Source organism: Jeongeupia sp. USM3 (assembly GCF_001808185.1).
GTDB lineage: Bacteria > Pseudomonadota > Gammaproteobacteria > Burkholderiales > Chitinibacteraceae > Jeongeupia.
On record NZ_CP017668.1, the window covers coordinates 594,719 to 611,592 of the forward strand.

Consider the following 16,874-nt stretch of genomic DNA (forward strand, 5'->3'; position numbering starts at 1 on the left):
CCGGCATGTTCTCCAAATTCTTTATCGAACGGCCGATCTTCGCCAGCGTCATCTCGATCATCATCACCCTTGCGGGCCTGGTGTCGATGAAGGCGCTGCCGGTCGAGCAGTATCCGAACATCGTCCCGCCCCAGGTGTCCGTGACGACCTCCTACCCGGGCGCCTCGCCCGAGGTCATCGCCGAAACCGTTGCCGCACCGATCGAGCAACAGGTCAACGGCGTCGAGGACATGATCTACATGCAGTCGTCCGGCGCGTCCAACGGCGCGATGACGCTCAACGTCTACTTCAACATCGGCGCAGACCCGGACATGGCGACGATCAACGTCAACAACCGGGTCCAGGCCGCGATGGCGCAACTGCCGGACACGGTGAAGAAGCAGGGGGTCACGGTCCAGAAGAAATCGTCGTCGATTCTCGCCTTCGTGACGCTCGACTCGCCCGATGGCAGCCTCGATTCGCTGTTCCTCGCCAACTACGCCAACCTCAACGTCGTCGATGCCCTCAAGCGGCTGAACGGCGTCGGTGACATTTCCGTCATCGGTGCCGGCGACTACTCGATGCGCGTCTGGCTGCGCCCGGACAAACTCGCCCAGCTCGGCATGAGCACGTCCGACGTCGTCAATGCGATCAACGAGCAGAACCAGCAGTTCGCCGCCGGCAAGGTCGGCGCCGCGCCGACCAACGAGCCGCTCGAATTCACCTACACCGCCACCGCCAAGGGCCGGCTCGAGACGACCGAGGAATTCGGCAACATCATCCTGCGCTCGAACCCGGACGGCTCGCAGACCAAGCTCAAGGATGTCGCCCGCATCCAGCTCGGCGCCGACAGCTATGACGTCGTCGCCAAGCACAACGGCAAGGACACCGTCGGCATCGCCGTCTACCTGCAACCGGGCGCCAACGCACTCAAGGTGCTCGAATCGGTTCGCGGCGCCATGGACGGGATGAAGGCGCGCTTCCCCAAGGGCATGGAATACAACATCCCGTACGACACGACCAAGTTCGTCAAGATCTCGATCGAGGAAGTGGTCCATACACTGTTCGAAGCCATCATCCTCGTCTTCATCGTCGTTTACCTCTTCCTGCAGAACGCCCGCGCCACGCTGATCCCCTGCCTCGCCGTTCCGGTCTCGCTGATCGGCACCTTTGCCGGCATGTACGCGCTCGGATTCTCGATCAACCTCCTGACGCTGTTCGGCATGGTGCTGGCGATCGGTATCGTCGTCGACGATGCGATCGTCGTACTCGAGAACGTCGAGCGGATCATGTCGACCGAGAAATGCTCGCCGAAGGACGCTGCGATCAAGGCGATGGAAGAAGTTTCCGGTCCGGTTGTCGCGATCGTGCTGGTGCTGTGCTCGGTCTTCCTGCCCGTTGCCTTCATGGGCGGCATGACCGGCCAGATGTACAAGCAGTTCGCCGTCACCATCGCCGTCTCGGTGGTGATTTCGGGTCTGGTCGCGCTGACACTGACGCCGGCCCTGTGCGCGCTGATCCTCAAGCCGACACATTCGGAGCCGAACCGCTTCTTCCGCTGGTTCAACCGCAGCTTCGACAAGATGACCAACGGCTATGTCTCCGGCGTTGCGTTCCTGAACCGCCGCGTGCTGGTCGCGTTCACGCTGTTCGGCACGATGATCGTGCTGCTGGTGGTGCTGTTCCTGCGCGTACCGGGCGGGCTGGTTCCCGACGAAGACCAGGGTTATCTGATGGTCGTGCCGATCATGCCGGACGCCGCGTCGCTGACCCGCACCCAGGCGGTGACACAGACGCTCGACGCCGGTTTCGCCAAGAACAAGGACATCGATCAGGTCCTGACGTTCTCGGGTTTTGACCTGCTGTCGAGCTCCTATCGCTCGAACGCAGCGGCGACCTTCATGACACTGAAGGACTGGAAAGAGCGTGAAGGCGAAGGCCAGGATTCGTTCTCGCTCGCCAAACAGGTGATGGGCTTTGGCGCCCACGCGGTCAAGGACGGTGTGGTGCTGGCGTTCAACCCGCCGGCCATTACCGGCATGTCGACGACCGGCGGCCTTGAGGCTTATATCCAGAGCCGTGGCACGACCGATCCGAAGCAGATCGAAGCCGCCATCCAATCGTTCATCGAGGCGGCCAAGAAGCGTCCGGAATTCTCCAGCGTGACGACGACGTACCGCGCCAACGTACCGCAGATGTACTTCGACCTCGACCGCGAGAAAGCCAAGACGCTCGGCGTGCCGGTCGACCAGGTCTTCCAGACGCTGTCGGCAACGTTCGGTTCGCTCTATGTCAACGACTTCAACAAGTTCGGCCGGACGTACAAGGTCGAGCTGCAGTCGGAAGCCGACTTCCGCTCGCGCCCAAGCGACATTCGCAACGTGTTCGTGCGCGCTGCCAGCGGCCAGATGATTCCGCTCGACTCGCTCGTCACGGTCAAGCCGGTTACCGGCCCGGAACTGGTCGAACGCTTCAACGTGTTCGCCGCCGGCAAGGTCATGCTGCAGCCGGCACCAGGCTATTCGACCGGTCAGGCGATCAACGCCGCCGAGGAGGTCGCCAGCCAGGATCTCGGCTCGGACTTCACGCTCGCGTGGATGGGGAGCGCCTATCAGCAGAAACTCGCCGGCAGCACGTCGACGCAGGCCTTCGTGTTCGGGATCATCATGGTGTTCCTGATCCTGGCCGCGCAGTACGAGCGCTGGACCCTGCCGATCGCCGTCGTCACCGCCGTGCCGTTCGGCCTGTTCGGTGCGCTGCTCGCGGTCTGGCTGCGCGACCTCAACAACGACGTCTACTTCCAGATCGGCCTGGTCACGCTGATCGGCCTGGCGGCGAAGAACGCGATCCTGATCGTCGAGTTCGCCGTCGAGAAGGTCCACGAAGGCATGTCGCTGCTCGATGCGGCGCTGGAAGCGTCCCGGCTGCGCTTCCGCCCGATCGTGATGACGTCGCTGGCCTTCATTCTCGGCTGCGTTCCGCTCGTCACCTCGAGCGGCGCCGGCGCCGCCAGCCGGCACTCGATCGGCACCGGCGTGATCGGCGGCATGCTCGCCGCAACCTGCCTCGCCACTTTCTTTGTTCCGCTCTTCTTCCGACTGATCATGGGCCTGGGCAAGAAGAAAGACGCCGCGCCGACTTCGGGAGACCACCATGCCTAAGCTGAAACTTCTGTCCGTTTCCGTCGCGCTCGCCCTGCTGTCCGGCTGCGCCTTTTTCCAGCCCGACACCAAGGCACCGCAGATGCCGCTGCCGGCCACCGCCCAGGTACAACCCGACTGGGTCAGCGATGGCTGGTGGAAGCAGTTCGGCGACCCGACGCTCGACCAGCTGATCGAAACCGCGCGCAGCAACAACCAGAATCTGGCGATCGCCAGCGCCCGCGTCGATCAGGCGCGTGCCGTGCTCGGCATCAACTCGGCCGCACAGCTGCCGCGCGTCGACCTCGGCGCCGGCGGCGCCCGCCAGAAGACCTCGGAAAAGGGTTCGCAGGCTGTGCTGGGCACCTACAACGACTACCAGGTCGCCGGGTCGGCCAGTTGGGAGATCGACCTGTGGGGCAAGCTGGCCAACCAGACCGAGGCCGCACGGCGCAATTACCTCGCCACAGCCTACAACCGCGACGGCGTCGAGATTTCGCTCGAAGCCGAAGTCGCCCAGACCTACTTCAACCTGCGCGCGCTCGACTCGCAGCTGTCGATTTCGCAGGACACCGTCAAGTCGCGCGAGGAGACCTACGCGCTGCAGACCAAGCGCTTCAAGGGCGGGCTGATTTCCGAGCTCGACGTGCGTCAGGCCGAATCGGAACTCGACATCGCCCGCGCCGCAGTGCCTGATCTGGTCAGCGCGATCGCGACCACCGAAGGCGCGCTCGGCGTACTGATCGGTGCAGACCCGAAGGCAATCATCGAGTCGGCACCGCAGCGCGGCAAGTCGATCCAGGATCTCGGCAACCCGCCGGCGATCCCGGCCGGACTGCCGTCCGATCTGTTGCTGCGCCGTCCGGACATCCAGTCGGCCGAGGCCAGCTTGATCGGTGCGCGCGCCAGCGTCGAAGCCGCCCGCGCCGCCTACTTCCCGACGATCTCGCTGACCGGCCTGCTTGGCGTGCAAAGCCTGTCGTTCTCGGACCTGTTCACCGGTGCGGCCAAGACCTGGTCGTTTGCCGGCAACCTCGCGATGCCGCTGTTCGATGGCGGACTGACCGCGGCGCAGGTCGATCAGGCCCGCGCCGTCGAGAAACAGGCGCTGGCCAACTACCGCCTGACCGTCCAGCAATCGTTTGCCGACGTACGCGGCGCACTGGTCGCCAACGGCGAGTCGAACAAGCGGACCCGCGCGCAAGCGGACCGGGTCGTCGCGCTGCAACGGCAGTACAAACTGGCGAACCTGCGTTACGACAACGGCTACTCGAGCTACCTCGAAGTGCTGGACACCGAACGCAACCTGTTCAACGCCCGCCTTGCGCTGGTCGATGCCCAGCTGAACGAGGTCAACAGCCGCGTCGCGCTCTACAAGGCGGTCGGCGGCGGCTGGCGGCTGCCGGACGAAACCGCCCAGAAGTAAGCACCCGGACCCGGCCTCGCGCCGGGTCTTTTCATTCCGGCCACGCCCGCCGCAGGATCGCGGACGCGCCGCGATGGACGGCCTCGCCGAACAGCGCATCGCCCTGCGTCAGCCGGCTGGCGCAGTAAGCGTCGCCGATGGCCTTGCTGCCATAGCGCAACAGCAGCCCGGCCTGAACCAGCCGCGCAACCCAGCTCGCCAGATGCCGGGCGCCCGCCTCGTCGGCGCTGCGCAGTTTCTCCGGCAGCTGGCCGAGTGCATGATCGTAATCGCGATGCCCGCCGGCAGCGGCGCCCAGCTCGCCCATCAACAGTGCCAGCGAGTCGGGCTGCCGCTGCAAGGCGCGCAACAAATCGAGGCACATGATGTTGCCCGCCCCTTCCCAGATCGCATTGACCGGCGCTTCGCGGTAAGCACGCGCCAGCCGGAAATCCTCGCAGTAACCGTTGCCGCCGAGCACCTCCATCGCTTCGCCGATGAAGGCCTCGGCCCGCTTGCAGATCCAGTACTTCGCCACCGGCGTCAGCATGCGAAACAGCATCGGTTCGTTGTCCGCCGCATCGGCAAGCCGCAACGCCAGCCACATCGCCGCTTCGGACTCGATCGCCATGTCCGCCAGCACAGTGCGCATCAGCGGCGCATCGACCAGCGCCCCCCCGAAGGCGCGGCGGTGACGCGCATGATGGAGCGCCTCGACCAGCGTCATCCGCATCATGCCGGCCGAGGCGATCGCACAGTCCAGCCTCGTCCGCGCCGCCACCGCCAGCAAGGTGGCGATGCCGCGGCCGGGTTCGCCGACCGGATAGGCGAGCGCGCCGTCGAACTCGACCTCGGCACTGGCGTTCGAGTGGTTACCAAGTTTGTCCTTCAGCCTGAGCAGCCGGATACCGTTGAGTTCGCCGTCATCGCGAAACCGCGGCATGAAGTAGCACGAAGGCCCGGCCGCGGCCTGGGCCAGCACCAGGTGTGCATCGGCCTGCGGCACCGAGAAAAACCACTTGTGACCGGACAGCCGAGCGCGATCGCCATCGGCTTCGGCCCGGGTCCGGTTGCTGCGCAGGTCGGAGCCACCCTGCTTTTCGGTCATGCCCATCCCGACCAGCACGCCGGCCTTCTCCGGCCCCGGCAAGGGCCGCGGGTCATAGCGATCCGACAGCAGCGGCCGGCGCCAGGCCGCCAGCGCGGGCTGGTCGAGCAACAAAGGGATCGCCGCATAGGTCATCGTCACCGGGCACAGGCTGCCGGCCTCGAGCTGCGCCTGCAGGTAGAACCCCGCGGCCCGTGCCACCTGAGCCCCGGCTCGCGGTACGGCCCAGGCGGCGTTGTGCAGCCTCGCCGCGGTAATCGACCCAAGCAGATCGTGCCAGGCGGGATCGAACACCACCCGGTCGCAGCGCGCTCCGAGCCGGTCGTACTGGATCAGCCGGGGCGGATGCCGGTTGGCCGCATCGGCGATATCCAGCCATTGTGCCCGGCCGAGCAGACGGCCGCGCCGCCACAAGCCAGGCAGAGCCCACGCAGCGCCAAACGTCCGGACCGCCGCCTTGAGCGCCGTATCGCCGCCGAACAGATCGGCGTTTTCCAGCCACGGAACCTGATTGAACGACGTCTTGCCGGCCATGAAACCCTCCCCGCTGCTTCCGGTCTACAGGCCCGGCGGCCGGTTCGGGCGAGCCCCCGCGCCGATTGCCCGACAGGCGGCAATCGGCTAGAATGCATGGCTTCTGCGGGCGTCGTCTAATGGTAAGACACTAGCTTCCCAAGCTCGGAACACGGGTTCGATTCCCGTCGCCCGCTCCAGACACGCAACAGCGCCCGGCCAGCCATCTGGCGCCGGGCGTTTTTTCGCCTGCGGCCGATGTGCGTCAACTACACCCCCGTCCCGAGTACTGCATGGCCCTCCCGTTTCGGCACGCCGGCGCCACTGGGCGACTGGCCCGATGAGGCCTGGCAGGACTACGCCGCGCCGATCATCGTTGCCGGTGACGGCGGCCGCGAAGCGATGATCGCCAGCTACGGCATGATCCCGAAGCGCAAGCTGCCGCCGGGCAGAAAACCGTTCAGCACGATGAATGCCCGCGCCGAAACGGTCGGCGAGCTGCCGTCGTACCGGACGGCCTGGCGCAGGCATTACCGCTGCCTGGTGCCGATGCATTGTTTTTACGAGCCTTGCTACGAAACCGGCCAAGCCGAGCGCTGGCGCATCGAGCCCGCCGATGGCGAAGCGTTTGCAGTGGCCGGCATCTGGCGTCCGTGGAAGGAAGACGACGGCGGTTACAGCTTTTCGTTCAGCCAGCTCACCGTCAATGCCGATGCGCACCCGCTGATGTCGCGCATGCACAGGCCCGGCGATGAAAAGCGCAGCCTTGTCGTCATCGCCGAACGCGACTACGACGCATGGCTGGATTGCGCCTCAGTCCTCACGGCCGAAGCCTTTCTGCGCCTGCCCGGCAACCTGTACGGCGCACCGGTGCCGCGCGCAACGCCGACCACGGCAACGCTGTTCTAGCGTACCGAGCTGGCCGCCGGCACGGGCTGTGCCGGCATGCGCGACGGCGCGAGCACGCCGACGATGGCCGCCAGCACCAGCATGCCGGCGATGCCGCCGGCCAGGTGCTGCAACACCTTGCCGCGGCCGTAGCCGGCCACCCTGGCTGCAACCCATTTCCAGACGACGAACAGGGCGACGGCACCAATGCCGACGGCGGTCATTTCATTCATGGCAATCCTGACGAGAAGTTCGGCAGCAGTGTACCGCGGATGGCAAGCGGCCTGATTGACCTCGGTAAAGTGCCGTCACTCTTCCGGCTCGATCAAGCCACCCAGCTCGGCGAGCGGCGGCAAGCCCGACAGCGACGACAAGCCCAGATCGTCAAGAAACTGCTTGTTCGTCGCCAGCAGCTCCGGCCGCCCCGGCACTTCCTTGTGGCCGACGACGTCGATCCAGCCTCGCTCCTTCAGCGTCTGGACGATCGCGCTCGATACGGCCACGCCGCGGATCTCCTCGATCTCCCCGCGCGTTACCGGCTGCCGGTAGGCGATGATCGCCAGCGTTTCCATCACCGCACGCGAGTACCGTGGCGGCCGCTCGAGGTTGAGCCGGTCGAGATAGGGCTGCATGGCCGGCCGGGCGCGAAAACGCCAGCCCGTCGCGAGCTGGACCAGCTCGACGCCGCGCCCTTCCCAGTCTTGCTGCAGCTGATCGAGCAGTGCCGCCACTTCCTTGCCGCTCAGCGCATCAGCAAACAGCTGCCGCAACGCAACCATCGGCAAGGGCTCCTGCGCGACCAGCAGCGCCGTTTCCAGCACGGTTTTCGGCGCGACGCTCATACGCCCTCCCCGATGCCTTTCGCAAGGCGCACATAGATCGTCGCGTAACCGTCGTCCTGACTGACGACGATATGCGACTCCTTGACCAGCTCGAGCACGGCCAGAAAGCTGACGACCAGCAGCGGTACGCCGCCATCGGGCTCGAACAGCCGCTCGAACGCGTGGTGGCAGCCGTCCTGCAGCAACTTGAGGATCCGGCTCATCTGCTCGCGCACCGACAGCGTATCCGGCGTGATCTGATGATGCTGATTGCGCCTGGCGCGGGTCAGGATGGCCTGCCAGGCCGAGCGCAGGTCGGCTACGCCGACTTCGGGCAGGCGCTGGACCATTTCGCGCTCGAACAGCACGGCAACGAAGTGGAAATCGCGCCCGGCCAGCGGCAGCCGGTCGAGCCCGAGCGCCGCCTGCTTGATCTGCTCGTACTCGAGCAGACGCCGGACCAGTTCGGCCCGCGGGTCCTCGGGCTCGAAATCGGCGCCGTCGTCGAAATACTCGTCACGTCTGGGCAGCAGCAGGCGCGACTTGATCTCGATCAGCACCGCCGCCATCAGCAGGTACTCGGCCGCGAGTTCGAGCCGGCTCGCCTGCATTGCCTCGACATAGCGCATGTACTGGGCGGTAACGTCGGCGAGCGGAATGTCGAGAATGTCGAGGTTCTGCTTGCGGATCAGGTAGAGCAACAGGTCGAGCGGCCCCTCGAACGATTCGAGCAGCACGCGCAGCGCATCGGGCGGGATGTACAGATCGGCCGGCAGCTGGTGCACCGGCTCGCCGAGCACGTGCGCCAGCGCGTCGGCGGCGCTCACAGCCCGGCAAACTCCGGCGCATAGCGGACCGTGCCGGCGGCGAACGCCAGCGCATCGGGCCAGAGCTCGAGCGCCATGAAGTACTCGGCCGGCACGTCGTATTCGCACACCAGGCCGTAGTTCGCCGCCGGCACGAAGCCGAAGCGGCCGTAATAGGCCGGATCGCCGAGCACGACGACCGCCGCGGCACCCCGTGCTTTCAGCGCCGTCAGCCCCGCGTCGACCAGCGCTTTGGCGACGCCCTGCCGGCGCCAGTCGGCGGCGACCGCCAGCGGCGCCAGCCCGGCCACCTCGCCGGCGACGCCATCGGCCGAGGCGGCCGAAAACAGCAGGTGGCCGACGATCAGGCCGTCGACGTCGGCAACGAGCTCGACCCTGGTACGCCCTGCCTCGTTGAGCGCCACGACAAGATCTGCCTCGCCGGGCTGGCCAAACGCCGCGGTAACAAGCGCATGGACCGCCGCGGCGTCGGCAGCTGCGGCGGGACGAATCGTCACGGACATCGAGAAACTCTCCATTTTTTTGAGCGGCCCAATACCGGGGTCGCGGTGCCGCAAGGCGTACGAAGCGTCCCTATCAAGAGACGCCCTGAAGTCGCAACCGTCGGCGGCAAGTACGCCGGCCTTGTTGGTCGCGCTCAGCCGTAAGCGAGGCCCATCGCCTCGCGCACGTCGCGCATCGTATCGCGTGCCAGCTCGCGTGCACGCTCGCAGCCGTCGGCAACGATCTTCTTCACCAGGGTCGGGTCTTCGAGATAAGGCTGTGCACGCTCGAACATCGGCGCCTGTTCGGCCAGCACGCCGTCGATCACCGGCTGCTTGCACTGGATACAGCCGATGCCGGCGCTCTTGCAGCCCTCGACGACCCAGGCACGGGTCGCTTTGTCCGAATACACCTGATGCAGCTGCCAGACCGGGCACTTCTCCGGATCACCCGGATCGGTGCGGCGAACGCGCGCCGGGTCGGTCGGCATCTGCTTGATCTTCTTGGCAACCGAATCGGCATCCTCGCGCAGGCTGATCGTGTTGCCGTAGGACTTGGACATCTTGTTGCCATCAAGACCCGGCATCCGGCTGGCCGACGTCAGCAGCGGCTGCGGCTCGGGCAGGATCATCTTGCCGCCGCCTTCGAGGTAGCCGAACAGCCGCTCCCGGTCGCCATGCGACAGATTCTGCGTTTCGGCCAGGAGCGCGCGGGCGGATTCGAGCGCTTCGACATCGCCGTTCTGCTGGTAGCGGGTGCGCAGCTCCTCGTACAGCTTGCCCTTCTTGCCGCCGATCTTCTTGACCGCCGCCTCGGCCTTTTCCTCGAAACCGACTTCCTTGCCGAACACGTGGTTGAAGCGTCGGGCGATTTCGCGGGTGATCTCGACGTGCGGCACCTGGTCCTCGCCCACCGGCACCAGATTGCCGCGGTAGAGCAGGATGTCGGCCGACTGCAGCAGCGGGTAGCCAAGGAAGCCGTAGGTGCCGAGGTCCTTGTGGCTCATCTTGTCGATCTGGTCCTTGTACGTCGGAACGCGTTCGAGCCACGACAGCGGCGTCACCATCGACAGCAGCAGATGCAGCTCGGCGTGCTCGGGCACGCGGCTCTGGATGAAGATCGTCGCCTGCGCCGGATCGACGCCGGCGGCAATCCAGTCGATCACCATGTCCCAGACGCTCTTCTCGATGACGCTGACGTCGTCGTACGCGGTCGTCAGCGCATGCCAGTCGGCGACCATGAACAGGCACTCGTGCTCGCTCTGCAGCTTGACCCAGTTTTTCAGTACGCCGTGATAGTGCCCCAGGTGCAGCTTGCCGGTCGGGCGCATACCCGAGAGGACGCGGTCGGGAAACATGAAGCTAAATCCTTGACTGTTTGATGGTTAATGCAGGATGAACATGATCGGCAGCGCCGCGATCTTCATCAGCGGATTCATGATCGCGGTCAACAGATTGGTCGCCAGCAGCGCGATCAGGATGAAAAAGCCGTAGGGCTCGATCCGCGACACCAGCTCCGCCTGCCGGTGCGGCAGCAGCGACACGAGGATGCGCCCGCCGTCGAGCGGCGGCAGCGGCAGCAGGTTCAGCACCATCAGCGACAGGTTGATCGTCACCCCGGCCTGCCCCATCAGGAACATCGGCTCCTGCAGGCTGAAGCCTTCGAGGCCGAGCGCAACCTTCATCAGCAGCGCCCAGACGATCGCCATCGCGAAATTCGACCCCGGCCCGGCCGCGGCCACCCAGAGCATGTCGCGCTTCGGGTTGCGCAGCTTGCCGAAATCGACCGGCACCGGCTTGGCCCAGCCGAACAGGAAGCCGCCGAGCGCCAGCAGTGCCATCGGCAGCACCACCGTGCCGATCGGATCGATGTGCCGGACCGGATTCAGCGAAATCCGCCCCAGCCGCGACGCGGTATCGTCGCCGAAGTGCCGCGCCACGTAGCCGTGCGCGGCCTCGTGCACGGTGATCGCGAACAGCACCGGAATCGCCCAGATGCAAACGGTCTGGATAAAACTGCCCAGGTCAAAACCACCCATCATGCCATCCTCACTCAAGCCCAAACGGCGCCAGCGGCCCCTTGCCGGCACGCATCAGCACCGGCGCCCCATCGGAAAGGTCGATCACCGTCGTCGGCTCGACACCGCAGTAACCGCCCTCGATCACCAGATCGACATCGTGCTCGAGCCGGTCGCGGATTTCCCACGCATCGGACATCGGCATTTCTTCGCCGGGCAGCAGCAGCGAGCTCGACAGCATCGGCTCGCCCAGTTCCTCGAGCAACGCCAGCGCCACCGGATGGTCGGGGACGCGCAGGCCGACGGTCTGTTTCTTCGGATGCCAGACGCGGCGCGGCACTTCCTTGGTTGCCAGCAGAATGAAGGTGTAGTTGCCCGGCGTTGCGCTCTTGAGCATCCGGTACGTCCGGTTGTCGACGCGCGCGTAGTTGCCGAGCTGCGACAGGTCGTGGCACGCCAGCGTGAAATGGTGCTTGTCGCTCAACTGACGGATGCGGCGGATGCGCTCGAGCGCATCCTTGTTGTCGAGCGCGCAACCGAGCGCATAGCAGGAGTCGGTCGGATAGACGATCAGCCCGCCCTTGCGGACGATCTCGACCGCCTGCTTGATCAGGCGCAACTGCGGCGTTTCGGCGTGTATCGAAAAAAACTGGGACATGGGCTCGCTTCTGGGAGTTGTGCTGCGACTGTAGCGGACGGGCGGCCGGACGTCAGGGCAAGTTTGTCGTGGACGGCAGCGTCCACCAGCGCGTCCAGACCGGTTCGCAGCCGACGGGCAGATCGGCGTTGAGCCCCGGCTCGCGGGCACCTTCGCCGGTTGCGTGGTAATCGGTGCCGGCCGATGCAAGGAAACCGAACTCCTGTGCCAGCCGCGAGAAGCGCCCGACATCGGCGGCACCGTGGCTGCCCGAGACGACCTCGATCGCCTCGCCGCCAAGCCGCCGGTATTCGGTCAGCATGACGCGCAACGTTTCGTTGCCAAGCTCGTAGCGGCCCGGATGGGCCAGCACGGCAACGCCGCCGGCCTCGCGTATCCAGCCGATGGCCTCGTGCAGCGTCGCCCATTCGTGCTCGACGTAACCCGGTTTGCCGCGGACCAGATACTTCCTGAACACGCTCTTGGTGTCCTTGGCGTAACCGGCTGCGACCAGGTAGCGGGCAAAGTGCGTCCGGCTGATCATCTCCGGGTTGTCGGCATAGCGACGCGCACCTTCGAGCACGCCGTCGATACCGACGGCCGCCAGCGCCGCGGCCATCCGCTCGCCGCGCTCCGCCCGACCGGCACGCACGCTCGCCAGCCCATCGACGATGGCCGGGTGGTTCGGATCGAAACCGAGCCCGACGATGTGCAGGGTGTGCTTGCCCCAGCTGACCGATATCTCGACGCCGCTGATGAACTGCATCCCGAGCTGTGCCGCTTCGTCGGCGGCGTCGGGCAGGCCACGGACATCGTCGTGGTCCGTCAGCGCAAACAGCTGACAGCCGCGCTCGAACGCCTTGCGCACGACTTCGCGCGGCGGCAGCAGGCCGTCCGAGACGTTCGAATGGCAGTGCAGATCGACCGGCGTCATCGCTTTCCCCTCACCGAGTAGCGCAGCTTCATCGCCAGCACCGAGCCGGCGAGCACCAGCGTGATCGTGTTCGGGATGATCAGCGGCCACGAGGCGATCACCACACCGTACAGCAGCCAAAGTGCAACGCCGAACACGAACAGCGAATACATGCCGAGCGAAATGTCCTCGACCGAGCGCGTCCGCCAGACCTTGATCACCTGCGGCAGGAAGGAAAACGTCGTGCAGACGCCGGCAACATGGCCGATCCAGTCGAGCGGGTTCACGCCGGAAACACCCCGGTCGACAGGTAGCGGTCGCCACGGTCGCAGACGATGGTCACGATCACGGCGTTCTCTACCTGCTTGGACAGCTGCAGCGCGGCGGCGAGCGCGCCGCCCGACGAAATGCCGGCAAAGATGCCTTCCTCGCGCGCCAGCCTGCGCGTCATCTCCTCGGCCTCCTGCTGGCCGACTTCCATGACGCGGTCGATCCGCGAGAAGTCGCAGATTGCCGGCACGTATTCGGCCGGCCACTTGCGGATGCCGGGAATGGCCGCACCGTCGCTCGGCTGGACGCCGACGATCTCGACATGCGGCGCGATCTCCTTGAGGTAGCGCCCGGTTCCCATGATGGTGCCGGTCGTGCCCATGCTCGAGACGAAGTGGGTGATCGTCCCTTCGGTATCGCGCCAGATTTCCGGGCCGGTCGTCTCGTAGTGCGCCAGCGGGTTGTCCGGGTTGGCGAACTGGTCGAGCACCAGCCCCTTGCCATCGAGCACCATCTGCGCGGCCAGGTCGCGGGCAACCTCCATGCCGTCGACGAGGATCACCTCGGCGCCGTAGGCCTTCATCGTCTGGACGCGCTCGACGCTGGAATTGCCCGGCATGATCAGCACCATCCGGTAGCCCATCATCGCGGCGGCCATCGCCAGCGCGATGCCGGTATTGCCGCTGGTGGCTTCGATCAGCGTATCGCCGGGGCGGATCGTGCCGCGCGCCTCGGCGTGGCGGATCATCGACAGCGCGGGCCGGTCCTTGACCGAGCCGGCCGGGTTGTTGCCCTCGAGCTTGACGAGGACGACGTTGCTGGTCTCGCCGGGCAGGCGTTTGAGTCGGACCAGCGGCGTGTTGCCGACGAAGTCCTCGAGCGTTTTGAAGCGGGGCGTAGTCATGCGGCGATTATACCTCGCCGCATGACGGCGACGCGCACGCCCCGCGCGCCCGGTGACGACTTACTGCGCCGCCGGCTCGACCGAGATCGCGATCGAACGGCGCAGGGTCACCTCGATCTGGTCGCCGACGGCGATCTGCTCGAGCGCGGCCGGGTTTTTGACGTTGGCCTCGACGATCTTGCTGTCCGGTGTCTTGAGCTTGACACGCGACGTCTTGCGATCGACTGCGACAACATCGGCCGCCAGCGTCTCGGTCTTCACCCAGCCGCCGCCCGGGCGCTCGCCCGGCGCGCTGCGCGCTGCGTCGGTCGACTCGGTCGTGCCGCGCACACCGGCGCCACCCTTGAGCAGTTCGTAGGCGATCGCCACGCCGATCCGCGTCGTCACCTTGTCGCCGACCTTGAGCTGGTCGAAGTTGCGCACTTCGGGACCGGCGTCGACATCGGCGAGTTCGCCGCTGGGCAGCTTCACCGTCAGCTTGCGCTTGGCCGCGTCGATCGCGGCGATCTGCACGGTCAGCTTGTCCTCCTCCTTGAGAACGACCAGCGGCACGGCGGCGCCATCGGCCGCCCACGCCGGGATCGCAGCGGAGACCATCATCGCCAGCAGCAACTTGGTTACGGTTTTCATGAAAGCACTCCCTGTAAAAGATATAGGTTTGGGCCTACAGCATACGTCATGCCATTCCATTGAGTTTGTAACGATACGCTCAACGTCCACGCCCCTGCCTGACTGTTGCGCCGCGCACCTCGAATCGTCGCTCCTCGACGAGCCCGCCCCTGGCGTCACGCAACTGCAGCAGGTGCCGCCCCGGCCACGGAAACCAGCCCACGCTTGCGCCGCGACCGAGCCGCCGGCCGTCGAGCCACCAGATCGCGCCCGGCACACCCTCCGAACGAAAGACGATGCGCTGGCTTTGTGGCGGGATATCCGGGTCAAGCGCGTAGATCGCACCGTCGACCGGGTTGACGATGCGCGCCGGCGACGATTTGGCGTCGGCCGCGGCGACGCGGATTTCGCTGCGCTCGGTCCCCTTGATGAACCACTCCTGCCTCGCGGCCTCGACATTGCCGTCGAACGTGACCCGCCTTGCAACCACACCCGGCGGTGCAGCCGGTGGCCGCGATGGCGACTGCTGCGCGCGACTCATCACCGCCAGCCAGACCGGCGCGGCGCCGTGCATGCCCGACACGTCCCACATCGGCTCGCCGCTGGCGTTGCCGACCCAGACGCCAACCGTATAGCGGCGCGAAAAGCCGACCGCCCAGTTGTCGCGCATGTCCTTGCTGGTACCGGTCTTCACCGCGCTCCAGTAGCGCGTTGCCAGCGCGCTCTCGAGCCCGAAGGTCCGCGAGCGCGCCGTCCGGTCCGACAGGATGTCGGCGACGATGAAGCTCGTCGCCGCATCCATGACGCGCCTGCCCTTTACCGGCGGCGTATCGCTGCGCAAGCGCGGCGGCGATGCGAGGCCGCCGTCGGCCAGCGCCCGGTAGGCATTCGCGAGGTCGACCAGGCGCACGTCGGCCGCACCGAGCGCCAGCGAATAGCCGTAGTAGTCGCCGGCTTCGGACAGGCTGTTCAGGCCGAGCGCATGCAGGCGGTCGCGCAGCCGGTTCGGTGTGACGATCTCGACCGTGCGCACCGCCGGCACGTTGAGCGACGCCGCCAGCGCCGTGCGTACCGATACCGGCCCCTTGAAATCCTTCGCGTAGTTCTGCGGTGCATAGAGGCCGCCGGCGGCCTGCAGGTCGAGCGGCGAATCGTCGAGCAAGGACGCCGCCGTCAGCCAGCGCCCTTCCAGCGCCAGCTGGAACAGGAAGGGCTTGAGCGTTGATCCGGCCTGACGCAGCGCCACGACGGTATCGACGTCGCGCGCCTTCGACAGCCCGCCGCTCGCCCCGACCCAGGCGAGCACGTCGCCGCTGGCGTTATCGAGCACGATCACCGCACCGTCCTGCACATTGCGCCGACTCAGCTCGAGCAGATGCCGGCGCAGCGTTTGCGTCGCGAAGCGCTGGAGGCCGGCGTCCAGCGTCGTCGGAATGCGCGCCCCGGCCTTGGCGCCGGCGAGCACCTGCCGGGCGAAGTGCGGCGCCAGCGCCTCGGGCCGGGCGTCGGCCTGCGCGGCCGGGGCCGCCTTGCGTGCCAGCGCGAGCCGGGTTTCGCCGTGCAGCCCGCCACAGTCGTCGTGCGTTTTCATGTCCTTGAGGATGGTGCAGGCACGCGCCGCGACACGATCAACGGAGGCATTCGGTGCCCGGATCAGCGCCGCGGCAATCGCCGACTCGCGCGCATTGAGGCCGGACGGCAACTTGCCGAACAGGGTCGCCGACATCGCCGACAGGCCGACGATTTCACCGCGAAAGCTGACCAGGTTCAGATAGGCCTCGAGAATCTGCGCCTTGCTCCAGTTGCGCTCGAGCGCCTGCGCCGACACGCTCTGCCCGGCCTTCTGCCAGAAGCTGCGCCGTCCCTGGTCGCGGCGCAGGTCATCATCGATCAGCCCGACCAGTTGCATCGTCAGCGTCGACGCGCCACGGGTCTTGCTGCTCCAGAGATTGCCCCACGCCGCCGCCGCGACGGCCGACCAGTCAACCCCGCTGTGTGCGTAGAAGCGCCTGTCTTCCGACACCACCAGCGCATGCCGCAGCGCCGGCGACGTCTCGGCCAGTGCCACCCAGTCGCCGCGCCGCTGCGTCATGTCGACGCGGACGCGCTGGATTTCGACGCCGCGACGATCGAGCAGCACCGCGTCGGACGAGCGCCAGTCGGCCCTGACCGCATCGAACGTCGGCAGTGCCCACGCCGGCGAGATCGCCAGCAACGCCCCCCCAATGAAAACCTGCCTCAGCAGGCGAGCGGGCCAAAGCGGTTTGCTTTCGCCCGGAACGCAGGCGCCGGAATGGACGTACGGTCCATGAGGACGCCCCGAAGGAAGTGCCCTTGGGGTGCGCCGAGCACCGAACGGA

Annotated in this window: 16 protein-coding genes and 1 tRNA gene; 4 read left to right on the forward strand and 13 right to left on the reverse strand. The window is 66.5% G+C overall.

The window, feature by feature from the left end; translation table 11 throughout:
- The first annotated feature begins 5 nt into the window (after positions 1 to 5).
- Positions 6 to 3,140: an efflux RND transporter permease subunit gene (locus tag BJP62_RS02640; protein ID WP_070526193.1), complete on the forward strand. Its 3,135-nt coding sequence runs from the start codon at positions 6 to 8 to the stop codon at positions 3,138 to 3,140.
- Positions 3,133 to 4,545: an efflux transporter outer membrane subunit gene (locus tag BJP62_RS02645; protein ID WP_070526195.1), complete on the forward strand. Its 1,413-nt coding sequence runs from the start codon at positions 3,133 to 3,135 to the stop codon at positions 4,543 to 4,545. Before BJP62_RS02640 ends, BJP62_RS02645 begins: the two co-directional genes overlap by 8 nt.
- A gap of 31 nt (positions 4,546 to 4,576) precedes the next feature.
- Here the strand turns inward: BJP62_RS02645 and BJP62_RS02650 are convergent, their stop codons facing one another.
- Positions 4,577 to 6,166 carry an isovaleryl-CoA dehydrogenase gene (locus tag BJP62_RS02650; RefSeq protein ID WP_070526197.1) on the reverse strand — a complete coding sequence of 530 codons (1,590 nt, stop codon included), beginning with the start codon at positions 6,164 to 6,166 and terminating at the stop codon, positions 4,577 to 4,579.
- 105 nt (positions 6,167 to 6,271) lie between these two features.
- Here BJP62_RS02650 and BJP62_RS02655 point away from each other — a divergent pair.
- Together BJP62_RS02655 and BJP62_RS02660 are read left to right on the forward strand one after the other, a co-directional pair.
- Positions 6,272 to 6,345, forward strand: a tRNA-Gly gene (locus tag BJP62_RS02655).
- Between the two features lie 58 nt (positions 6,346 to 6,403).
- Positions 6,404 to 7,054, forward strand: coding sequence for an SOS response-associated peptidase (locus BJP62_RS02660; protein WP_070526199.1), 651 nt, complete (start codon positions 6,404 to 6,406; stop codon positions 7,052 to 7,054).
- On the opposite strand, the gene BJP62_RS02665 is transcribed toward BJP62_RS02660, so the two are convergent.
- The 12 genes from BJP62_RS02665 to pbpC all read right to left on the reverse strand — a co-directional run bounded on the left by BJP62_RS02665 (position 7,051) and on the right by pbpC (position 16,729).
- A complete protein-coding gene (locus tag BJP62_RS02665; protein ID WP_070526201.1) occupies positions 7,051 to 7,266 on the reverse strand; it encodes a hypothetical protein in 216 nt (71 codons plus the stop codon). The genes BJP62_RS02660 and BJP62_RS02665 overlap by 4 nt on opposite strands.
- Before the next feature lie 75 nt (positions 7,267 to 7,341).
- Complete coding sequence (gene scpB, locus BJP62_RS02670; RefSeq protein ID WP_070526203.1) at positions 7,342 to 7,875, reverse strand: SMC-Scp complex subunit ScpB; 534 nt, start codon at positions 7,873 to 7,875, stop codon at positions 7,342 to 7,344.
- Positions 7,872 to 8,681, reverse strand: coding sequence for a ScpA family protein (locus BJP62_RS02675; protein ID WP_236943647.1), 810 nt, complete (start codon positions 8,679 to 8,681; stop codon positions 7,872 to 7,874). Before BJP62_RS02675 ends, scpB begins: the two co-directional genes overlap by 4 nt.
- Positions 8,678 to 9,184, reverse strand: a complete 507-nt coding sequence (locus tag BJP62_RS02680; RefSeq protein WP_083300658.1) for a GNAT family N-acetyltransferase — start codon at positions 9,182 to 9,184, stop codon at positions 8,678 to 8,680. Before BJP62_RS02680 ends, BJP62_RS02675 begins: the two co-directional genes overlap by 4 nt.
- Positions 9,185 to 9,318: 134 nt before the next feature.
- On the reverse strand, positions 9,319 to 10,521 hold the full coding sequence (locus tag BJP62_RS02685; protein WP_070526205.1) for a tryptophan--tRNA ligase: 1,203 nt from the start codon (positions 10,519 to 10,521) through the stop codon (positions 9,319 to 9,321).
- A gap of 27 nt (positions 10,522 to 10,548) precedes the next feature.
- A complete protein-coding gene (locus BJP62_RS02690; protein ID WP_070526207.1) occupies positions 10,549 to 11,202 on the reverse strand; it encodes a site-2 protease family protein in 654 nt (217 codons plus the stop codon).
- Positions 11,203 to 11,212: 10 nt separating this feature from the next.
- The gene (locus BJP62_RS02695) at positions 11,213 to 11,839 is read right to left on the reverse strand and encodes an L-threonylcarbamoyladenylate synthase (RefSeq protein ID WP_070526209.1); all 627 of its coding nucleotides are present in this window, start codon (positions 11,837 to 11,839) and stop codon (positions 11,213 to 11,215) included.
- Between the two features lie 52 nt (positions 11,840 to 11,891).
- Positions 11,892 to 12,752: a 3',5'-nucleoside bisphosphate phosphatase gene (locus BJP62_RS02700; protein WP_070526210.1), complete on the reverse strand. Its 861-nt coding sequence runs from the start codon at positions 12,750 to 12,752 to the stop codon at positions 11,892 to 11,894.
- Entirely contained in the window at positions 12,749 to 13,018 is a 270-nt protein-coding gene (locus tag BJP62_RS02705; RefSeq protein WP_070526212.1) for a SemiSWEET transporter, read from the reverse strand. Before BJP62_RS02705 ends, BJP62_RS02700 begins: the two co-directional genes overlap by 4 nt.
- Positions 13,015 to 13,905 (reverse strand): cysteine synthase CysM, encoded by an 891-nt coding sequence (gene cysM, locus BJP62_RS02710; protein ID WP_070526214.1) that lies wholly within the window; start codon positions 13,903 to 13,905, stop codon positions 13,015 to 13,017. The genes BJP62_RS02705 and cysM overlap by 4 nt, the downstream gene beginning before the upstream one ends.
- 60 nt (positions 13,906 to 13,965) lie before the next feature.
- Complete coding sequence (locus BJP62_RS02715) at positions 13,966 to 14,535, reverse strand: hypothetical protein (RefSeq protein WP_070526215.1); 570 nt, start codon at positions 14,533 to 14,535, stop codon at positions 13,966 to 13,968.
- Between the two features lie 79 nt (positions 14,536 to 14,614).
- Positions 14,615 to 16,729, reverse strand: coding sequence for a penicillin-binding protein 1C (gene pbpC, locus BJP62_RS02720; protein ID WP_236943648.1), 2,115 nt, complete (start codon positions 16,727 to 16,729; stop codon positions 14,615 to 14,617).
- Positions 16,730 to 16,874 lie beyond the last annotated feature (145 nt).

Bases quoted from the DNA above. Each gene is read 5' to 3' on its own strand.
- BJP62_RS02660 (WP_070526199.1), top strand. From the start codon at position 6,404: ATGTGCGTCAACTACACCCCCGTCCCGAGTACTGCATGGCCCTCCCGT.
- BJP62_RS02700 (WP_070526210.1), bottom strand. From the start codon at position 12,752: ATGACGCCGGTCGATCTGCACTGCCATTCGAACGTCTCGGACGGCCTG.
- BJP62_RS02665 (WP_070526201.1), bottom strand. From the start codon at position 7,266: ATGAATGAAATGACCGCCGTCGGCATTGGTGCCGTCGCCCTGTTCGTC.
- BJP62_RS02685 (WP_070526205.1), bottom strand. From the start codon at position 10,521: ATGTTTCCCGACCGCGTCCTCTCGGGTATGCGCCCGACCGGCAAGCTG.
- cysM (WP_070526214.1), bottom strand. From the start codon at position 13,905: ATGACTACGCCCCGCTTCAAAACGCTCGAGGACTTCGTCGGCAACACG.
- scpB (WP_070526203.1), bottom strand. From the start codon at position 7,875: ATGAGCGTCGCGCCGAAAACCGTGCTGGAAACGGCGCTGCTGGTCGCG.
- BJP62_RS02640 (WP_070526193.1), top strand. From the start codon at position 6: ATGTTCTCCAAATTCTTTATCGAACGGCCGATCTTCGCCAGCGTCATC.
- BJP62_RS02715 (WP_070526215.1), bottom strand. From the start codon at position 14,535: ATGAAAACCGTAACCAAGTTGCTGCTGGCGATGATGGTCTCCGCTGCG.
- BJP62_RS02690 (WP_070526207.1), bottom strand. From the start codon at position 11,202: ATGGGTGGTTTTGACCTGGGCAGTTTTATCCAGACCGTTTGCATCTGG.
- BJP62_RS02650 (WP_070526197.1), bottom strand. From the start codon at position 6,166: ATGGCCGGCAAGACGTCGTTCAATCAGGTTCCGTGGCTGGAAAACGCC.
- BJP62_RS02680 (WP_083300658.1), bottom strand. From the start codon at position 9,184: ATGTCCGTGACGATTCGTCCCGCCGCAGCTGCCGACGCCGCGGCGGTC.
- BJP62_RS02695 (WP_070526209.1), bottom strand. From the start codon at position 11,839: ATGTCCCAGTTTTTTTCGATACACGCCGAAACGCCGCAGTTGCGCCTG.
- BJP62_RS02645 (WP_070526195.1), top strand. From the start codon at position 3,133: ATGCCTAAGCTGAAACTTCTGTCCGTTTCCGTCGCGCTCGCCCTGCTG.